Raw genomic sequence first — 19563 nt, 5'->3', positions numbered from 1 at the left:
GCGATGGTCGGGCTAGTTGAAGAAATACAGCGCGAAGCTCTTGATGCTCAAACGCCGGTTTCAACCCTGTTGCGAAAAGTGAAGCTGGCCGCTGTCAAGCTTCAATTGCCTGTGGTCGAGGAATGGGTGGATAACGAACTAAATGGCTATTCCACTAACCCCGTTCCCCCATATCGACAAATCAAAGGTGTGCCTAAAGCATTCAATCCCTTCAATGGCTGGATCCCAATTATGGGGACGCCAAAGTTAATAGAATCAATATCAAAAGCTAGTAATGGGCAGCCCATCGCTGCGATTGAGGATCTTCTTAAAGAAGATAGTGGTGGATTTTTTCAGCAGCGCTTGTCGGCACAATTGATTGACGCCCTGAACAAAAATAGCGGAGTTGAATTTGCGGAAATGGTCAATTTTATCGACCGTGGGGTTCTTGTTGGTATTGTCAATAAGGTGCGGAATATGGTCCTTGATTGGGCAATCGAGCTTGAGAGATCCGGAGTGAAAGGCGAGGGGATGTCTTTTAAAGCGGAAGAGAAGATTGCAGCACAAAACAATCCTGCCATTACGATTGGTTCTGTCGGAAGTTTTGTGGGTGTCCTGGGAAGCCACAATCATGTCCGCGATATTGTTGGTGGTAGTATAAGCATTATACGGGTCAAAGACTTGGCTCAGCAGCTTCGCTCGGGTCATGACACTTTGGTTGCCGCTGGCGCTGACGGGAAGGTGCTTTCTTCCGCCGTTGAAAGTTTGCTTATTGAGGCTGAGAAACCTGAGCCGGATAACGGAAGGCTTCGAGGGCTCCTCGTTGACGTCCGTTCAGCCTTAGCTGGGGCCGCCGGGAATCTTATGGCAAGTGGCGCTTTGGCCTTAATCGGAAATATTTTGGGTAGCTGATCGAGATCTCTGGAAACCCTTCTTCCAGATTGCATCATCTGAGATGTCCAAAACCTCCCGCACGTTCTGTACAATCTTCCGCCCCTAACCCCTGCTACCTTCCCAGCTCCCACGACAGCGGGTAAAATGCGTCAGCATGGCTGTCCTTCCGTCAGTGCATTGGTTTGTCGATTGAATTCGGTTCTTAGCCCTACCACGTTTCTCTCTTGCCGCATTTCGCGTGTTTTGTGGCTTTAGGCCGGGGTGAATGTGCGGCGGATCGGTGGTTTCATCGGGTCTCCGCCGCCGCTGGCAGGTTTCGCAGGAAAGATTCTCTCATGACCGAATCCATCGCCCATTACATCGCCCGGTTCCTCGGCGAGGCCGGGGTGAAACGCATCTGGGGCGTGACGGGCGACAGCCTCAACGGGCTCAGCGACAGCCTGCACCGGCTGGGCGAGATCCGCTGGATGGGAACGCGGCATGAGGAGGCGGCGGCGTTCGCGGCCGGCGCCGAGGCGCATATCACCGGCGAGCTGGCGGTGTGCGCCGGGTCGTGCGGGCCGGGCAACCTGCACCTGATCAACGGGTTGTTCGACTGCCAGCGCAGCCATGTGCCGGTGCTGGCGATCGCCGCCCATATTCCGTCGTCGGAGATCGGCTCCGGCTATTTCCAGGAGACGCATCCGCAGGAGCTGTTCCGGGAGTGCTCGGTCTATTGCGAGCTGGTGACCAACCCCGACCAGATGCCGCGCGTCCTTGAAATCGCCGTGCGCACGGCCATCGCCAAGCGCGGCGTCGCCGTCATCGTGCTGCCGGGCGACGTGGCGCTGAAGCCGATGCCCGATGATGTCGACATCCGTTGGCGCGAGCCGGAGCTCGGCCGGCTTGTTCCGTCCGATGGGCAGGTGGATGCCCTCGCCGACATGCTGAGCGGCAGCTCGAAGGTGACGCTGCTCTGCGGCGCCGGCTGCGCCGAGGCGCATGACGAGGTGGTGGCGCTGGCCGAGCGACTGAAGGCGCCGATCGTCCATGCCCTGCGCGGCAAGGAATTCGTGGAATACGACAACCCCTACGACGTCGGCATGACCGGCCTGATCGGCTTTTCCTCCGGCTATCACGCCATGGGCGCCGCCGACACGCTGCTGATCCTCGGCTCATCCTTCCCTTATCGCGCCTTCTACCCCACCGGCGCCAGGATCGCCCAGGTGGACAGCCGGCCGGAAAGCCTCGGCGCCCACACGCAGATCGATCTGGGGATCGTCGGCGACGTCAAGGCGACGGTGAGCGCGCTGCTGAAAAAGCTGCCGGAGAAGAGCGACGACGGCTTCCTCAAGACGGCGCTGGAGCATTATGCCAAGGCGCGCAAGGGGCTCGATGACCTTGCCACGCCGGACGGCGAGAAGGGGCAGATCCATCCGCAGTATCTCGCCCGCCTCGTCAGCGAGAAGGCGGCCGACGATGCGATCTTCACCTGCGACGTCGGCACGCCCACCGTCTGGGCGGCGCGCTATGTGACGATGAACGGCAAGCGGCGGCTGGTCGGCTCGTTCAACCACGGCTCGATGGCCAACGCCCTGTCGCAGGGTATCGGGGCGCAGGGCATCGACCGGAACCGCCAGGTGGTGGCGCTGTGCGGCGACGGCGGCTTTGCCATGCTGATGGGCGACATCCTCTCGGTCCGCCAGCTCGACCTGCCGCTCAAGATCATCATCTTCCACAATCGCTCGCTCGGCTTCGTCGCCATGGAAATGAAGGCCGGCGGCTACATCTCCGACGACACCGACCTCAACAGCCCCGATTTCGTCAAGGTGGCCGAGGCGATCGGCATCAAGGGCATCCGCGTCGACGACGCCAAGGCGCTGCCGGCGGCGCTGGACGAGGCCTTCGCCACGCCCGGGCCGGTGCTGGTCGACGTGATGACCGCCAAGCAGGAACTGGCCATGCCGCCGCAGATCACCCTCGAACAGGCCAAGGGCTTCTCGCTCTACATGATGCGGGCGATCCTGAGCGGCCGCGGCGACGAGCTGATCGAGCTGGCCAAGACGAACTGGCGGTAGGTGGCCGGAAATTGGCCGATGATCTCGCGGGAGGTGGCGTTGTCCGCCCCCGCGAACTCCCGTGCTGCCAAACCGGCAGCATCCTCCATATCCTCCCCTCTACCTGTCACTACTCATCGACAGGCGTCCTGCGCTATGGTGAGGTCAACAATCATACCCGGCGGCCCGCTGCGCGGACGCCGGACAAGGGAGTTGAAAGCCGATGAGTGAGCAGGGCAGCAGCATTGCCGGGGAGATCGCCGGGGGGCGCACGTCGCTGGGGATCGAACTCGGGTCCACCAACATCAAGGCCTGCCTGATCGGGGCGGACCATCAGGTGCTGGCCACCGGCACGCACGGCTGGGAGAACCAGTTCGTCGATCGCCTGTGGACCTATTCGGAAGAGGCGATCTGGGCCGGGTTGCAGGCGGCCTTCGCGGCGCTCCGGGCCGATGTCGAGAAGCGGCACGGCGTGGCGCTGACCAAGGTCGGCGCGCTGGGCTTCTCGGCGATGATGCACGGCTATCTGGCGTTCGACGCGGCCGGCAAGCTCCTGGTGCCGTTCCGCACCTGGCGCAACACCAACACCGAGCGCGCCGCCGCCGAGCTGACCGGGACGCTGGGCTTCAACTTCCCGCTCCGCTGGTCGGCCAGCCATCTCTACCAGGCGGTGATCGACGGCGAGCCGCACGTCGCCGACGTCGCCTTCATCACCACGCTCTCGGGCTTCGTGCACTGGCGCCTGACCGGCAAGAAGGTGATCGGCGTCGGCGATGCCTCGGGCATGTTCCCGATCGACGCCGCCACCCACGACTACGACGCGCCGATGCTGAAGCGCTTCGGCGAGATGGTGGCCGCCCACAAGCCGGGGCTCGACGCGCCCTCGCTGTTCCCTAGGGTGTTGGTGGCCGGCGAGGACGCCGGATCGCTGACCGCCGAGGGCGCCAAGCTGCTCGACCCCACCGGCAAGCTTCAGGCCGGCGCGCCGGTTTGCCCGCCGGAGGGCGACGCCGGCACCGGCATGGTGGCGACCAACGCCGTGGCGCCGCGCACCGGCAACATCAGCGCCGGCACGTCGATCTTCGCCATGGTGGTGCTGGAAAAGCCGCTGACCACGGTGCATGAGGAGCTCGACATCGTCACCACGCCGGGCGGCGACCTCGTGGCCATGGTGCACTGCAACAACGGCGCCAGCGAGCTCGGCACCTGGGCCGGCGTGTTCACCGAATTCGCCAAGGCGATCGGCGGCAAGTCGGACGCCAACGCGGTGTTCGGCGCGCTGTTCTCGGCGGCGCTGGAGGGCGAGGCGGACGGCGGCGGGCTTCTCGCCTACAACTATCTGGCCGGCGAGCCGATCACCGGCCTCACCGAGGGCCGGCCGCTGGTGGTGCGCACCCCCGGCAGCCGCCTGACGCTCGCCAACTTCATGCGCACCCAGCTCTACGCCGCCTTCGGCACGCTCAGCCTCGGCATGAACGTGCTGCACGGTGAGGGCGTGAAGCTCGATTCGATGTTCGCCCACGGCGGCATGTTCAAGACGGCCGGCGTCGCCCAGCGCCTCCTGGCGGCGGCCATCGGCGCGCCGGTGACGGTGGGCGACACGGCCAGCGAGGGCGGCGCCTGGGGCATCGCCGTGCTGGCCGAATACCTGAGGAGCGGCAAGGGCCAGGGGCTGGGCGATTATCTCAACGAGCGGGTGTTCGCGGCGGCCAAGCTCGACGTGGCCAAGCCCGATCCGGCCGATGTCGCCGGCTATGGCGCCTGGCTGAAGCAGTATGAGGCGGGATTGGCGATCCAGAAAGCGGCGGTGGACGCCATCAGCTGATCCGGTCGCTTCGATAGAAATCGAGCATCCCCGGTGACCGCGTGTCGCCGGGGATGTTTTCTTTTGGGGGAGCCCGATATCGGCGTTGCACTTCATTCTGCCCGAGGTCCCCGCCTTCGCGGGGATGACAGAATTATATAAACAAAACAATCGCATAGATTGTCATCCCCGCGAAGGCGGGGACCTCGAGAAGGTAGAGCAAGGGGTTGGTATCGCGCATTGCTTCCTGTCCAGCGGCCATCTCAGACCTTCTCTCCCTGTGCTGCGGGGGCGCGCTCGTGTAGGGTGGCCGCCGATTTCCACTGTCGGGTATTCTGAATGCTTCCCTGGGTCCGGCTGGGCGCCGTTGAAACCGAAGATGGCGTCGAGCTCAGGCTGATGCGGCGCGGAACCGAGTTTTCCATCATGCTCGGCGCCAACGAGCTGATGAACAGCCGCCTTTCCGGCTCGGAGGAGGCGCTGGCGACGCTCGCCACAGCGGCGCTTGCGGGGCGGCCGCAGGTGAAGATGCTGATCGGCGGCCTCGGCATGGGCTTCACGCTGAGGGCGGCGCTGAAGGCGCTCGACGACGGCGCGCGCGTCACCGTCGCCGAGCTGATGCCGGCGGTGGTGGAATGGGCGCGCGGGCCGATGGCCGAGGTGTTCGGCGGCTGCCTCGATGATCCGCGCGTCACGGTGCGCCAGGAGGATGTCGGCATGGTGATCCGCGCCGCCGCCAGAAGCTGGGACGCCATCCTGCTCGACGTCGACAACGGCCCGGAAGGGCTGACGCGCCAGGGCAACGACGCCCTCTACTCCGCCGCCGGCCTCGGCGCGACGTGGCAGGCGCTCCGCCCCGGCGGCGTCTTCACGGTCTGGTCGTCAACGCCCGACCCGGCCTTCACGCGGCGACTGAAAAAGGCCGGCTTCACGGTGACGGAGGTGCCGACGCGGGCGAACGGGAAGAAGCGGGGCGCGCGGCATATGATCTGGGTGGCGCGGAAGTAGGGGGAGGGAGCGGCGCCTCGTACGAGCGGGGCAGCTCCCAGGGATATTGGGCTGTTGAGATCTGAAGTCCGACATGGGCCGATTGCCGCCGGTCCCGTTCAAGCGCAGCGAATGAGAAAGCCGCCGTTTGCGCGCCTATGGACGAGGCCCGCAGGCGGCCGCCGACATTCATGAGCGCCAGCGGCGGCTCCAAGGCGGAGGTGGTGACGGCGGAGGGGGATCGCGTTATCCTGCAACCTCTGGGCGGGCGACTGCTCGGCTTCTATAAATCCTAGAGGAGTTGGCCTGATCGCCATGCGTCTCCTACTCGCCTTGATCCTTGCGGTCTCAGCGTCCGCGCCTCTCGCCGCAGCGGACAACAGCGTCTTCGCCTATGCCATGCGTCCGCCGGCAAGGTTCGAAGCCTATGTCGGACGTGTATTGTCACCAATGCGCTATTTCATCCGCAATCTGCCCACGGAGAGCAAAGCCTTCGTTATATCGGAAATTGCCCAATATCATCGCTCGTCGGAGCGCCGGTGGGTCAGGGCCGTCAACGCGGCCATGCGCGCGGATACCGATGGCAATGACCGATTGGACAGATCCGAACTCAGCCGGGCCGGCGTGCAAGCCCAAAAGATCGACGAACTGTTCCGCCTGTTCGGCAAGAGTGACGACGCGGCCGTGAGCCGGCACGAGCTCAACACCGTCTCCGAACCGCTCGTTGTGGCCGCGCGCACTCTCCTTGAGGTCGACGATGGCGACGAGGTGCGCCTCCCGGACCTTCTGGATCGCGCCATCCGCGTCTTCAGGGAGGTCGACACCGACGACGACCTTGAGATTTCCGCTTCGGAATATCAATCGGCCTTCGGCGACGTCGAAACGAACGCCAACGAGCCGTCGCTGACGCGCGACACCGTGACCAGACTGCTTGTCAACCTTTTGCGGGACACCTCCGACATGACGCTGCCGCCCGGCAGTCTGGATTGTTCGCTGCCTCGTCCCTCGTCAGAGGCGGACATCGTTCTCCTCGGCGTGTATGAAGGCGCCGCCATCTCGGACGTCTACATTGGCTCGCCCGAGAAGCAGACAACCACGGCCGAGATCAACATCAAGGCCGGCCGCGAGCCGCTCTACATCATCCTCACCGCCATCGAGCCGATGATCTGGCGCCTCACCGGCGCGACCGGTCGAGTTGAAAGGGTCGTCCTGAGCGGTCCCAAACGGGCGCGCAGCGGAGCTGTCGGCATATCGGTGGACAAGCTGTCACTGGCGGATGGCGATGATCGGGACGTCTGCGTGCCGCTGTTCCACGACATTGCCCCGCAGCAGGCAAAGTCGATCGGGGACAGGATCGCCGCGACGATAGGCCGGGCGCCGGACCGGATGGCGGCGACTTACTCGGTCGCCAGACTATTGGTAACCTCGATGGACTTCGAAGATGCGCCCGTGAGCCAGCCATTGGCGCCGCCGGGCTTCGATCCGGAAGAATGGCGCGCCGCCATGCAGCTCGCGCCCGCTGGTCTCGTAAGCATTGATCCCAGCAAGGTGGCGGCTTTCGCGCCGGCAGCCAGATACAAGGTGCTGCCGCACAGGTTCGGCTTCGCCAAACCGATCCCCTCTCTCCCGAAGGGCGTGCGGTCCGGCAAGTTCGGTCTGGACCTCGGCGTCGCGATACCGGAAGGGTCGCCAGCGCGCTCCAGCGTGGTGCCCGAAGAAGCAGGCCGGTAATTTCCCCCACCGCCAGCGCCGACTGCCGGCTTCCGAGAGTCGATAATGAATGAGCAAACGACCGAAATGAAGGCGCAAAGCTGCCGTTCCAGTTCCCACTCACCCGCAGTCCCTCCCCAACACCTCCACCAGATAATCGATGAACACCCTTACCTTCGCCGATAGCTGCCGCCTGCTGAGGTAGACCGCGTAGAGGCCGAAGGTGCCGAGCGTCCAGTCGGGGAGGATTTGGACGAGGCGGCCGGTGGCGAGGTCGTCCGAGACGATGAAGTCGGGCTGGACGATGATGCCGGCGTCTTCCACGGCCATGCGGCGGAGGAGGTCGCCGTTGGTGGCGTGGACGTTGGGGCGGATGCGGACGGCGGCGGTGTCGCCGGCGGCGTTGCGGAAGGTCCAGGTGTCGCCGCTCGAAAGGTAGGAATAGCTCAGCGTTTCGTGGGCCGAGAGATCGCTCGGGTGGGCGGGGTGGCCGCGCGCCTTGAGGTAGCCGGGCGAGGCGCAGGTGAGGATGGGGATCGGCGCGATGCGCCGGGCGATCAGGTTGGGGCTCGGCGCCCGGGCGATGCGGATCGCCACGTCGACGCCGTCGTGGGCGAGGTCGGCGACGCGGTCGCTGAGGTCGATGTCGAGCCGGAGGCCGGGAAAGCGGCGGCGGAATTCCGGCAGCAGCGCGCCGAGCACGGTGATGCCGAAGGACAGCGGCGCGCTGACGCGCAACAGGCCGACCGGATTGGCCGCCTGGCGGCCGACCACCGCCTCGGCCTCGCGGAGGTCGGCGAGGATCTGCTCGGCGCGCTCCAGGAACTGACCGCCGGCCTCGGTGAGCGACAGGCGGCGCGTGGTGCGGTGCAGCAGGCGGACGCCGAGGTGGGCTTCCAGCGCGGCGATCTGCCGCGACACCGCCGCCGTGGAGGTGCCCTGCTTGTCGGCCACCGCCACGAAGCTGCCGGCGGCGGCGAGGGCCACGAAGGCCTCCATGCTCCTGACGATGTCCATGGCCGCTCCAGAGCTTTTCGAGGGCGCAATTCCGGACGCAAAATCGCGAGGCACTTTTGCCGGAATTGCCCCATTATTGCGAAATCCGCAACAATATCTTTCAGGATGGCTGGTTTTTCAAGATGAACCCGTGGGGTACGTATCAATCCAAGCCGTTCGCGGCGATGAGTTCAGACACACACCCCAAAGGAGATCATCATGAAAGTATCCGTCATCGGCACCGGCAGCATGGGCCGGGGTTTCGCCGCCCGTCTGGTCAAGGCCGGCCACAGCGTCGGCCTCATGGGGCGCGACGCCGCCAAGGCGGCCGAGGTGGCGAAGGCGGTCGGCGCGGCGGCCGTCGGCGCCAGGGACGCGGGCAAGGCCGACGCGATCGTCCTGGCCGTGCCCTACGACAACGCCGTTGCCGCGCTGAAGGCGCTGGGCGATCTCGACGGCGTGCCGGTGATCGACATCACCAACCCGCTGACGGCCGACTACATGGGCCTGACCATCGGCCACACCACCTCGGCCGCCGAGGAGATCGCCGGGGCGGTGCCGGGCGCCTTGCTGGTGAAGGGCTTCAACACGGTGTTCGCCGAGGTGCTGGCCAGCGGCCGGAAGGCCGAGGGCGGCCGAGACGTGCCGGCCTTCCTCGCCTCCGACAGCGCCGACGCCAAGGCGGTGGCGGCCGATCTGGCGCGCTCGATGGGCTTCGCGGTGGTCGATGCCGGCGGGCTCGGGAACGCCCGCTATCTGGAGGCGCTGGCCGGCCTCAACATCTACCTCGGCTATGGCGCCGGCTTGGGTACGGCGATCACGCCGGTCTGGCTGCCGCTCGCCGCTTGATTTTTCTCTTTCCCGTTCAGGACGTTTCATCATGACCAAGCTGTTTGCCGCCGCCGTTTCCGCCCTGTCGATCGTTGCCGGCGCCTCGGCCGCCGCCGCCGCCGATGCGGGCAAGCCGGTGCCGGCGCTCCTCGAGGAGCTGTCCAGGTATCAGCAGGACGAGGCCACCGTCGCCAGGAACCTCGACACCTTCGACACGCTGGATTTCGACGTCTACACCCACCAGAAGTGGGATCGCCTCGGCGAGAGCCACGCCAGGGACATCCTGGTGCACTACCCGGACGGCACGACGACGAAGGGGCTGCACGACCACATCGAGGCGCTGAAGCCGATGTTCGTGTTCGCGCCGGATACGCGCATCGAGCAGCATCCGGTGAAGTTCGGCAAGGGCGAGTGGACCGGGGTGATCGGCCTCCTGGAGGGCACGTTCACCAAGCCGATGCCGATCGGCGGCGGCAAGACCATTCCGCCGACGGGCAAGCCCTTCAAGCTCTCCATGGCGACGATCGGCCATTGGACCGGGGACGGCGTGATGGACGAGGAATACCTGTTCTGGGACAACCAGGACTTCATGAAGCAGATCGGCCTCGGGCAGTAATTTAGTAATTTGCGTCTTTGGAAAAGCAGGGCGGGGCGAGGGATCGCCCCGCTTTTGCGTTTGGGGGGAGCGCGATATGAACGTCGCGCCCCTTTCGGCCCGAGGTCCCCGCCTTCGCGGGGATGACAGTTTGATGGAAAGGGGTTCCAACATATCATATTGTTTTATATATATAATTTACCTGTCATCCCCGCGCAGGCGGGGACCTCGGGCAGGATGGGCGAGCGGCCGATATAGATGGGGAAGCGCGCCGCCGGCTGCGATCGGCGGGGCGATGGCCGTCATGCGGGCGGCGCGTCGGGCGTGGCGCGGTCGTCCAGCTTCAGTTGCAGGAAGGCGAGGTCGAGCCATTTGCCGAACTTCATGCCGACCTCGGGCAGCAGGCCGACCTCGGCAAAGCCGAGCTTGCCGTGCAGCCGGATGGAGGCGGCCCTGACCGTGGCGGGGCTGATGGTCATGCGCCGGCGATCCGGCAAGCGGGGTGCTGCCTGATATGGTGTGGGCAGAGGTGGGGGCGCCCTATATCGGCCCCTTGCCCCTTCCTGCCCGAGGTCCTACGCCTTCGCGTAGGATGACAGAATTATATATAGGAATCAGCCGGATAGATTGTTGATCTCCGCGAGGGCGGAAGTCTTCGGGCCGGAAAGGGCATGCTGCCGATATAGGGATGGATCACGGTTCACCACAGCGGCGGTCTGCCGCAGGATGCGCGTTTCCACCTTGGGCTACAACCTATGTATTTGTTTTTTATACATAAATCTGTCATCCTGCGCGTGAGGCGCAGGGCCTCGGGCCGGAAAGGGCGGCGCGCGCATATAGGGCTTTGCGTCCGAAAGCGAGGGGGACGAATGATCTAAAGCGCCTGCATTCCTCCTGTCCCCCTCACATGATCGATGAACCGCAGCAGCAGCGGGTTGGTGTCGGTTGTGCGCCAGCAAAGCCCGATCGGCCAGCTGGCGCCCTTGCCGGAAAGCCGCGTGTGCTGCGTGCGGCCGCCCAGCGCCTCGACGCCGTGCCAGGGCAGCAGCGCCGCGCCGAGCCCCGCCGCGACCACGGCGTGCACGGTGAGGATGTCGTCGGCCTGCTGGACGACGCGCGGCCGGAAGCCGGCTGCCTCGCACCATGTCCCGATCTGGGCGTCGAGCCCGGGACCGCGGCGGGGCGACAGCGCCACGAAGCCGAGATCGTTGAGATCGCCGAGGCGGTCGGGCGCCGGCAGCGCGACGCCGTGCGGCGTGATCAGCGCCAGGTGCTCGGTGAGGATGGGCGCGAAGGACAATTCGCCGTCGGCTTCCGGCGCCCGGCAGAAGCCGACGTCGAGCCGGCCGGCCGACAGGCGCTCGTGCTGCCGGCGCGAGGCCATGTCGTCGAGCGTGATGCGGCAATCGGGCACCCGCTGGCGGAAGCCGGCGATCAGCGCCGGCGCGGCGATCAGCGTCGAGATGCCGAAGCCGATGTCGAGCCGGCCGGTCAGGCCGGCGCTGGCGCGCCTCAGCCGGGCGTCGGCCTCCTCGCTCGATTTGATGAGCGGCCGCGCCTCGGCCAGCAGCAGTTCGCCGAGCGCCGTCGGCCGGGCGCCATGCCGGCCGCGCTCGACGAGCACACCGCCGACGGCGGCTTCCAGCGCCTGGATCTGCTTGGTCAGCGTCGACTGGGTGACGCAGAGCCTTGCCGCCGCCTTGCCGTAGTGGCCGGCTTCGACGAGCTCGACGAAAGAGCGGAGAAGCTTCAGGTCCATTCCATGACCGAATAATTGCAGGATAATTTGTCATTTTACAGATGGAAGGCAAGGGGAGCAAGCTCGTGTCCAGCAACAGGAGGGACGGCCATGACGCTCAAGGTTTCCACCGTGCAGTTCCAGCATCGCGCTGGCGACAAGGCCTATAATCTCCAGCGCATCGCCGAGTTCACGCGGCAGGCGCTGCGGGAAGGCAGCCAGCTCGTCGTCTTTCCGGAAATGTGCATCACCGGCTACTGGCACGTGCCGAAGCTCGACGCGGCGGGCCTTCAGGCGCTGGCCGAGCCGCTTTCGGGGCCATCCATCACCGCCGTCGCGGCGCTCGCCCGGCAGCTCGGCATCGCCATCGGCGCCGGTTTCCTGGAGCGCGGCGCCGACGGCGCGCTCTACAACGCCTATGCGGTGTGCCTGCCGGATGGGGCGGTGCACCGCCATCGCAAGCTGCACGCCTTCGAGCACGGGCTGATCGCCAGCGGCGACCGCTACACGGTGTTCGACACGCCCTGGGGCATCCGGGCCGGCATCCTGATCTGCTGGGACAACAACCTCGTCGAAAACGCCCGGGCGACGGCGCTCTTGGGCGCCGAGCTGCTGATCGCGCCGCACCAGACGGGCGGCTGCAACTCGGTCAGCCCGCACGGCATGAAGCCCATTCCGGTCGAAAAATGGACGCGCCGGCACGACGACCCCACCGCCATTGAAGCGGAAATCCTCGGCTCCAACGGCCGGGAATGGCTGATGCGCTGGCTGCCGGCCCGCGCCCACGACAACGGAATGTTCCTCGTCTTCAGCAACGGCATCGGCCAGGACGAGGACGAAGTGCGCACCGGCAACGCCATGATCCTCGACCCCTACGGCCGGATCGTCGCCGAAACCTCGGCGGCCGCCGACGCCCTGGTCAGCGCCGACCTCGACCTTTCGCTGCTCGACAGATGCACCGGCCAGCGCTGGCTGCGCGGCCGCCGGCCCGAGCTCTACGGCCTCCTGACCGAGCGGCGGGAGGGGAATCTCGGGCCGCTGGAGGCGCGGTTTTCGGACGCGTCGACGCGGGGAGGGTGAGGGGCGGCGGTGGCCGTTGGCGGTTACGTCCTCCTGTCCTGGAACCGCGCTTCGCCGTCATGCAGGAACAGGGCCTTGGTGAACAGGCCGAGGTCGACGGGGTTGGGCAGACGGATGTCGCCGATGTCGGGCAGGCGCTTGGTGGACGGATCGAAGGATCGGTCGATCTGCGAGATGAAGCCGAGGATGAGGCCGGTCTGTTTCGCGCAGGCGCCGAGGGCCCGGATCTGCTCGGACAGCGCCGGCTTGCTGCGCTGCTGGTCGAGGATCTGCAGGTAGTCGATCACCGCCAGCGATCCCGGCGCGGCACCCGTGAGATATCGCATGATGTAGTCGGCGCCGAGGGCCTCGGAGGTGACGATTTCCACCTTGCCGGCCAGACCGAGCGGCGGCATTTCCAGAGCCGTCAGGTGGGCTTTCGTCTGCTCCTCGGTGAACTCCAGCGTGAAGAACACGGCCCGGCGGCCGGCGCGCGCCGCCTCGAGCAGCAGTTGGAGCCCGAACGCCGTCTTGCCATGGCCGGGACGGCCGGCCATCAACAGCAGGTCGCCCTCCTCGAGCCGGGACAGCACCGTTTCGGACGGCGACCCGGCGGCGACGCGGGAGGACAGGAGGCTCCAGCGGGCTAAGCCCTCCTGGCGGGCGATCCGGTCGAGCGCTTCGTGGAGCGGCAGATCGCCGGCGCGGGCCATCAGTCTGGCGCGGCGTTTCAGTTGAAATATGGGGGCAGACAGCTTCATCGCGACCTCCGTAGCGGGCCGAAACGCAACCCCTCCTCATGCGATGCCCGAACAGACGGCTCGACGATGCTGGATCACCCTGCATGTCCGATGCTTCCCCAAAAGGAGGGAGGAGGCGCGGGCCACGCCTGTGGGCGGAGGCTAGCGGGCGGCGCGATTCGCGGCAAGCGGCGGGCCGGCGGGATAGCGGCGCCGGGCAGGGCTCATTTGCCGGCCGCCCTGGCAAAGGGCAGGGTCGGCAGCAGGGCGTCGATCGCCTCGCGCACGTTGTCGAACAGGGGGAGGTGGTTTTTCTCCCTGTTCCAGATCGCCCCGAAGTCGGCGGCCGTTTCGCGGGCGGTGTCGATCAGCCTTTTCTGCGGCAGCGCGGCCCTGGCGGCGAGATGGGCGAGCTCGTCCTCGTCGTAGCCCGAGAAGTCCTTCGTCCGGCTGTAGTTGAGCGCGAACCGGTCGCCCGGGACATAGGCGATGGTGGACACGAAATCATAGGCCGGCGCCAGGGACGCGGTGCGGCCGTCGCGATAGATCAGCGACCAGTTCTTGAGGTGCATGTCGCCGTTGCCGATCAGGGTGTTGAACGTCAGGCGGCGGATGAACTCCCTTGTATCCTCGTCCGTTCCTTCCGCCGCGACGACCCTGGCGACGGAGCGCATGCTGGCTTTCTTGTATTTATCATCACCGTGGACGCCGAACACTTGCGCGAAATCCTCGATGTGAACCCGCCCGCCACCCGGCGAACGATCGAAGCGCTCGATGACGAAGGCCTTGCCGCCCAGGCGCCGCGTGCCGTCCGGCAAGCCGGAAATGCCGTCGATGTCGACGAGATCGATCTTCGGCACGTCCATGCCGAGCAGGCCGGCGAGGCGCATCATCGAGTATTCGTTCTCGGGAATGCCCGCGTGTTCGGGCGAGGGCAGCTTGACGATCCAGTCGCCGCCGACGCCGGAGGCCGGGACGGTCAGGCCGCCGCGGGCGCCTTGAACGGCGGAGAATTTGAGCTGCACGCCGGCCAGCGAGAAGCGCAGCATGTCGTCCCCGGCGGCGGCCTTGTCGTCGCCGCGCCGGCCGATGGCGTCGGGCGGCCATGCCTCGCCGTCGGCGGGGCCGACGGTGACGGCGCCGGGCAGGTCTCGCCCGAGGGCCCACAGCAGGAAGAATTCGCGCTCCGGATGGACGCCCGCCTGTTCGGCGAGATAGCGGCGCAAATGCCCTTCCGGCAGCAGGTTGGAAAAGAACGGCAGGATTTTCGTCTGGACGGGTGGGAAGTCGGTGCGCAGGGCGCCGAAGGCATCCTTGAAGAACAATCCCAGGGTCGGACGTCCGGGATCGCCGATATAGTCCTCGTTGAAGGCAAAGAGGCTGCGGTCGCCGGCAAACCGGGTCAGCGTGCCGATGGTTTTGCCATGCAGGTCGACGTTCAGGACGGAGACGTCAGCCATCGCCGTCCTCCTCGTCATCGAGGTTGTAGGCCGGCCCGCTGCCTTTTCCGGCCGCCTGCGCGGTCAGGCCGCGCACGATCGAATGCACGGCCGGCGCCGCCTTGCGCGGGATGAGGAGAAGCTCCAGGTCGAGGGCGTGAGCAAGGGCGGCGAGACTGGACAGCCGCAAATCGACGGCATTGGCCTCGATCTTCGAGATGTGCGACTGGGGCACGCCGGATCGCGCCGCCAGCTCCCTTTGGCTCAGGCCCTTGTCTTGCCGTGCCTCTTTCAGCCGGCTGGCGATATGCTCGGTTTCGTAGGGCAAGGCGTGATCTGCTTTTCTATATCCGTTGTTGGTGGTGATATAGATAAATATATCGCGTTGAACGCATTAGCTCAAGATCGATCTATAAAAACATATCATAGGGGCAACGCGATATGTTTTTATATATCATAGGCTTGTCGATAGCCGACCGAACCGCCGACGCTCCATCAAGCTCGGTGCCCTATATGAACCCCTCGCCCCTTTCGGCCCGAGGTCCTGCGCCTTCGCGCGGGATGACAGTTTTATATTGCAGTTTTATGTATATAAAACAGACGGATAGCCTATCCATCGGTTGTCATCCTACGTGTGAGGCGCAGGACCTCGGGCAGGATGGGACGGGAGGCGCATATAGGGCTTCAGGCGGGGAGCGCTGCACATAAATCAACAGCCGGACTTGCAAGTTTTCCTGTCGAGATGTATGTCTCGGCCATGAGCATGTCTTCAGATATGCCGCTCGAGGCGGCCGTTACCGAGCTGACGCTGGCGGTCGGCCAGTTGTTGCGGCGTCTGCGCAGCGAGACCAATGCCGATGGTCTTTCCTGGTCGCAGACCGCGGCGCTGGCGCGGCTGACGCGCGGCGGACCGATGACCACGGCCGATCTGGCGCGGGCCGAGGCGGTGAAGCCGCAATCGATGGGCGCCACGCTGGCCGAGCTGGAGCGCGAGGGGCTGGTGGTGCGCCAGCCGCATCCGACCGACGGCCGGCAGGTGCTGTTCGCGCCGACCGAGGCCGGTCTCGCGGCGCGGCGCCAGCGCAGCGCCGCCAAGCAGAAGTGGCTGATGGCCGCCATGGCCGGGCTCGACGCCGACGAGCGGCGGCTGCTGGTGGCCGCCATCCCCCTGATCAAGCGGCTGAGCGAGGCCGAGTGAGCCGTTGGCCGCAATGCGGAGGGCCCGACATGGTCTGGCTTCACGATCTCTCCTATCTTGTCGGCGGTGCCGCGCTCGCCAACGGCGTGCCGCATTTCGTCTCAGGCGTGATGGGCCGGCCGTTCCAGAGCCCGTTCGCCAGGCCGCCGGGCGAGGGGCTGTCGTCGTCGACGGTCAACGTGGCCTGGGGCTTTCTCAATTTCGTCGTCGGCTATCTGCTGATCGCCCGGGTCGGCAGCTTCGACATCCGCGCCAGCGATCAGGCGGGCGCCGCCGGCCTCGGCCTGCTCGCCATGGGGCTTTTGACGGCGCGGCTGTTCGGCCGCTTCCACGGCGGCAACGCCCCGACCGATGGCTGAGCCGATGGCCGCGCCGGACAGGCTGAGCCCCGAGGTGTGGAAGATTTCCGGCGTGGCGCTGTTCGGCTCGCTGCTGTCGCAGCTCGACGCCACCATCGTCAACGTGTCGCTGACCAGCCTCGCCGCCGATCTCCGGAGCACGCTTACGGTCATCCAGTGGGTGACCAGCGGCTACCTGCTGGCGCTCACCCTGGTGCTGCCGCTGAGCGGCTGGCTGGTCGACCGGATCGGCGCCAAGGCGCTCTATCTCTGGTGCTTTTCCGCCTTTACCCTGTCGTCGGCGCTGTGCGGCTTCGCCTGGTCGGCGGAGTCGCTGATCGCCTTTCGCCTGTTGCAGGGGCTGAGCGGCGGCCTGCTGGCGCCGATGGCCCAGATGATGATCGCCCGGGCGGCCGGCCGGCAGATGGCGCGCGTCGTCGGGATCATGGCGCTGCCGGTGCTGCTGGCGCCGGTGCTCGGGCCGATCATCGCCGGCGCCATCCTGCAATACGCCTCCTGGCGCTGGCTGTTCCTGGTCAACCTGCCGGTCGGCGGGCTGGCGCTGGTGCTGGCGGCGCTGCTGCTGCCGGCCGACCGCGACGAGGCGGCGCGGCGCAAGCTCGACTGGGTCGGGCTGATGCTGCTGTCGCCCGGCCTGGCGCTGTTCCTCTACGGCTCCGACAAGATCGGCGAGACCGTGGGGCGGGTGTGCCTGGCGCTCGGCGTTGCCATGATGGCGGCGTTCCTATGGACGGCGCGCCGGAAGGGCGGCGAGGCGCTGGTCGACCTGCGGCTCTTCCGGGGCAAGGTGTTTTCCACCGCCGCCGTGACGCAGTTCCTGTCGAACGGCGGCATGTTCGCCGGGCAGATGCTGATCCCGGCCTTCCTGATCGCCGCCTGCGGCCGCACGCCCGGCGAAATGGGCTGGATGCTGGCGCCGCAGGGCATCGGCATGATGGTGGTCTACCCGCTGATGGGCCGGCTGACGAAAAGCTTCGGCATCCGCCTGACATCGGCGGGCGGCGCGCTCCTGGCGTTCCTGGCGACGCTGGCCTTTCCCTATCTCGCGAGGGAGGGGTTCTCCCTTGGCGTGCTCGTGCCGGCGCTGTTCCTGCGCGGCATGGGCATGAGCGCGGTGGGCCTGCCGTCGATGACCGCCGCCTACGCCTCGGTGGAGCGCCGGCGGCTGCCGATGGCGACGACGTCGATCAACATCGTGCAGCGGCTCGGCGGCCCGACCATGACGACGCTCGCCGCCACCTTCCTGGCCTGGCGATTGGCGGCGGGCGCCGGCGGCGTGGCGGTTCCGGTGGCCTATGCGGCGGCGTTTTTCCTGCTGGCGGCGCTGCATTTGGGCACGTTCGTCGTCGCGGCGAGGTTGCCGCGGCGGCTGAACGACGTGGCGGCGCCGGGGGAATGATTGCAGCCCTATATGGGCCGCTTGTTCCATTCTGCCCGAGGTCCCCGCCTGCGCGGGGATGACAGAATTATATATAGGAAACAGAGCCATAGCCGCTCGCGCGGGCATCCGTCAAGTTGTCATCCCCGCGCAGGCGGGGACCTCGGGCAGGAAAAGGCGAGCGGCGGATATAGGGCGGTCCGAAAGAGAAGTGCGATCGATATGGGCCGATCATCCCATCCTGCCCGAGGTCCTGCGCCTGCGCGCAGGATGACAGAATTATATATAGGAAACAGAGTGGTAGTGGCTCGTACGGGCATCTATCAAGTTGTCATCCCCGCGAAGGCGGGGACCTCGGGCAGGAAAAGGCGAGCGGCGGATATAGATCGACAGAGTTTGCACCGCGCTGGATCCCCATGCCGCCGGCCGCTTCGATCCCCAGCCGGTTAATGCGTCGGTTTCGAACGTTTCTTGCAAGACATTCGTAACGCTAAACTCATGCATTTGTGGCTTTCGGCCCTGCGTTAAGGGTTGTCTTTGAAGTTTCTCGTATTGGTAATTACGTAGATTGCGTATGGTTCGCCGGAAAAGCTTCCATCTTTGAAGTTGGGACGGCGGTGCCAGGAGGACGTCGGAGCAGTCACCTGTCGGCCAGATCGGATGTGGCCGGCGCGTGCTCCCGAAAGAGCGGTGAGACCATGATGTTCGACAGATTGATTGCTCTCAGCCAGGAAAAATCCAGCGACAGCCGCCGCGACCTGCTGGTGTTGATCTCCGAGCTGTTCACCGACGGCGCGGAAAACCACACCGACGCGGAAACCAAGCTGTTCGGCGATATCCTCTGCCGGCTGGTCGATCAGGTGTCGGTCGACGTGCGGGCGCGGGTTTCCGCCGAGATGGCGCCGCTCGGCTATACGCCGCGCGCGCTGGCGCTGCGGCTTGCCTCGGACGAGGCGCTCGTCGTCTCCGGCGTGATGCTGGAGCAATCCGAAGCGCTGACCGACGGCGATCTGCGCGACTTGGCCGGCTCGCTGAGCCAGGGGCATCTTCTGGCGATCACCCGGCGCAAGGGCCTCGGCGAAACGGTGACCGAGGTGCTGGCCGACCGCGGCGACGGCGAGGTTCTGGAAGGGGTGACCAACAACGCCACGGCGCGCTTTTCCGACGTCGGCCTCGAGCGGCTGGCGACGCGCGGCCTCGATTATCCCAAGGTGCTGATCGCCCTGTCGCGGCGGGCCGACATGCCGCCCGACCGGCTGGTGCGGGCCGTCGCCTCGTTCGACGCCGAGGCGCGCGCCAAGCTGGAAAACCTCGCCGCCCTGTCGCCGGACTTCGCGGCACTCTTGGTGACCGAGGCGGCCGACGTGGCGCGCCAGCGCAAGCAGGAGCTCGAGCAGGAGATCTCCTGCCTGCTGCGGCGGATCCGGCAGCGGCTCGTCACGCTCGACGAGGCCATCGCCGGCTTTGCCCAGGAGGGCCGGATGGAGGCGGTGGCCGAACTCCTCACCCAGGTGAGCGGGCTCGAGGAGGCGCACATCGCCAATGTCCTCAACCACGACAACGACTTCGGCCTCGCCGTGGTCTGCCGCAGCCTGAACATCGGCGACGAGGCTTACCTGAAGCTGTCGCGGCTGCGGGCGGAGCATCTCGGACAGGCGCCCTCGGCCGCCGAGGCCTGGGCCGGCAACTACGCCGAAATCGACCGCGCCTCGGCCGACCGCGCCCTCTACTTCCATCGCATGCGCATGGCCGCCCTGAAGAGCGAGAAGAGGGCGTAACGGCAAGTACGCCGATAGGCGGGGGCGCCGCTGGCGGCGATG

Annotated in this window: 18 protein-coding genes; 12 read left to right on the top strand and 6 right to left on the bottom strand. The window is 66.1% G+C overall.

Annotation, left to right across the window (positions count from 1 at the left end):
- The first annotated feature begins 3 nt into the window (after positions 1-3).
- The 5 genes from CJ014_RS27595 to CJ014_RS20465 all read left to right on the top strand — a co-directional run bounded on the left by CJ014_RS27595 (position 4) and on the right by CJ014_RS20465 (position 7431).
- Entirely contained in the window at positions 4-891 is an 888-nt protein-coding gene (locus tag CJ014_RS27595) for an AbiTii domain-containing protein (RefSeq protein WP_133121894.1), read from the top strand.
- A 317-nt stretch (positions 892-1208) separates the two neighbouring features.
- Positions 1209-2930 (top strand): ubiquinone-dependent pyruvate dehydrogenase, encoded by a 1722-nt coding sequence (poxB, locus tag CJ014_RS20480; protein WP_100082357.1) that lies wholly within the window; start codon positions 1209-1211, stop codon positions 2928-2930.
- A gap of 202 nt (positions 2931-3132) precedes the next feature.
- Positions 3133-4734, top strand: a complete 1602-nt coding sequence (locus CJ014_RS20475) for a xylulokinase (protein ID WP_100082356.1) — start codon at positions 3133-3135, stop codon at positions 4732-4734.
- Positions 4735-5052: 318 nt separating this feature from the next.
- Positions 5053-5721 carry a spermidine synthase gene (locus CJ014_RS20470; protein ID WP_100082355.1) on the top strand — a complete coding sequence of 223 codons (669 nt, stop codon included), beginning with the start codon at positions 5053-5055 and terminating at the stop codon, positions 5719-5721.
- A 294-nt stretch (positions 5722-6015) separates the two neighbouring features.
- Positions 6016-7431: an EF-hand domain-containing protein gene (locus tag CJ014_RS20465; RefSeq protein WP_133121893.1), complete on the top strand. Its 1416-nt coding sequence runs from the start codon at positions 6016-6018 to the stop codon at positions 7429-7431.
- 99 nt (positions 7432-7530) lie between these two features.
- On the opposite strand, the gene CJ014_RS20460 is transcribed toward CJ014_RS20465, so the two are convergent.
- Complete coding sequence (locus CJ014_RS20460; RefSeq protein WP_100082353.1) at positions 7531-8427, bottom strand: LysR family transcriptional regulator; 897 nt, start codon at positions 8425-8427, stop codon at positions 7531-7533.
- 198 nt (positions 8428-8625) lie between these two features.
- Here CJ014_RS20460 and CJ014_RS20455 point away from each other — a divergent pair, with 198 nt between their 5' ends.
- On the top strand, positions 8626-9255 hold the full coding sequence (locus tag CJ014_RS20455) for an NADPH-dependent F420 reductase (protein ID WP_100082352.1): 630 nt from the start codon (positions 8626-8628) through the stop codon (positions 9253-9255).
- A 31-nt stretch (positions 9256-9286) separates the two neighbouring features.
- Entirely contained in the window at positions 9287-9853 is a 567-nt protein-coding gene (locus CJ014_RS20450; protein ID WP_100082351.1) for an ester cyclase, read from the top strand.
- A 281-nt stretch (positions 9854-10134) separates the two neighbouring features.
- Here the strand turns inward: CJ014_RS20450 and CJ014_RS20445 are convergent, their stop codons facing one another.
- Both CJ014_RS20445 and CJ014_RS20440 read right to left on the bottom strand, forming a co-directional pair.
- Positions 10135-10311, bottom strand: coding sequence for a GNAT family N-acetyltransferase (locus tag CJ014_RS20445; protein ID WP_425351938.1), 177 nt, complete (start codon positions 10309-10311; stop codon positions 10135-10137).
- 395 nt (positions 10312-10706) lie between these two features.
- Positions 10707-11591, bottom strand: a complete 885-nt coding sequence (locus tag CJ014_RS20440) for a LysR family transcriptional regulator (protein WP_100082350.1) — start codon at positions 11589-11591, stop codon at positions 10707-10709.
- 90 nt (positions 11592-11681) lie between these two features.
- On the opposite strand from CJ014_RS20440, the gene CJ014_RS20435 reads away from it, so the two are divergent.
- A complete protein-coding gene (locus tag CJ014_RS20435; RefSeq protein WP_100082349.1) occupies positions 11682-12650 on the top strand; it encodes a nitrilase family protein in 969 nt (322 codons plus the stop codon).
- Between the two features lie 23 nt (positions 12651-12673).
- Here the strand turns inward: CJ014_RS20435 and CJ014_RS20430 are convergent, their stop codons facing one another.
- The 3 genes from CJ014_RS20430 to CJ014_RS20420 all read right to left on the bottom strand — a co-directional run bounded on the left by CJ014_RS20430 (position 12674) and on the right by CJ014_RS20420 (position 15136).
- Complete coding sequence (locus CJ014_RS20430; protein ID WP_100082348.1) at positions 12674-13390, bottom strand: DNA helicase; 717 nt, start codon at positions 13388-13390, stop codon at positions 12674-12676.
- Positions 13391-13593: 203 nt separating this feature from the next.
- Positions 13594-14829: a type II toxin-antitoxin system HipA family toxin gene (locus CJ014_RS20425; protein ID WP_100082347.1), complete on the bottom strand. Its 1236-nt coding sequence runs from the start codon at positions 14827-14829 to the stop codon at positions 13594-13596.
- Positions 14822-15136 (bottom strand): helix-turn-helix domain-containing protein, encoded by a 315-nt coding sequence (locus CJ014_RS20420; protein WP_100082346.1) that lies wholly within the window; start codon positions 15134-15136, stop codon positions 14822-14824. Before CJ014_RS20420 ends, CJ014_RS20425 begins: the two co-directional genes overlap by 8 nt.
- 435 nt (positions 15137-15571) lie before the next feature.
- Here CJ014_RS20420 and CJ014_RS20415 point away from each other — a divergent pair, with 435 nt between their 5' ends.
- From CJ014_RS20415 to CJ014_RS20400, 4 genes are all read left to right on the top strand, one after another.
- Positions 15572-16006 carry a MarR family winged helix-turn-helix transcriptional regulator gene (locus tag CJ014_RS20415; RefSeq protein ID WP_207765821.1) on the top strand — a complete coding sequence of 145 codons (435 nt, stop codon included), beginning with the start codon at positions 15572-15574 and terminating at the stop codon, positions 16004-16006.
- 29 nt (positions 16007-16035) lie between these two features.
- The gene (locus CJ014_RS20410; protein ID WP_100082345.1) at positions 16036-16365 is read left to right on the top strand and encodes a hypothetical protein; all 330 of its coding nucleotides are present in this window, start codon (positions 16036-16038) and stop codon (positions 16363-16365) included.
- Positions 16358-17764: a DHA2 family efflux MFS transporter permease subunit gene (locus CJ014_RS20405; RefSeq protein WP_100082344.1), complete on the top strand. Its 1407-nt coding sequence runs from the start codon at positions 16358-16360 to the stop codon at positions 17762-17764. Before CJ014_RS20410 ends, CJ014_RS20405 begins: the two co-directional genes overlap by 8 nt.
- Before the next feature lie 677 nt (positions 17765-18441).
- A complete protein-coding gene (locus CJ014_RS20400; RefSeq protein ID WP_100082343.1) occupies positions 18442-19521 on the top strand; it encodes a DUF2336 domain-containing protein in 1080 nt (359 codons plus the stop codon).
- Positions 19522-19563 lie beyond the last annotated feature (42 nt).

Source organism: Pleomorphomonas carboxyditropha, assembly GCF_002770725.1.
Classification (GTDB): domain Bacteria; phylum Pseudomonadota; class Alphaproteobacteria; order Rhizobiales; family Pleomorphomonadaceae; genus Pleomorphomonas; species Pleomorphomonas carboxyditropha.
This window is presented reverse-complemented; position numbering and strand designations above follow the sequence as displayed.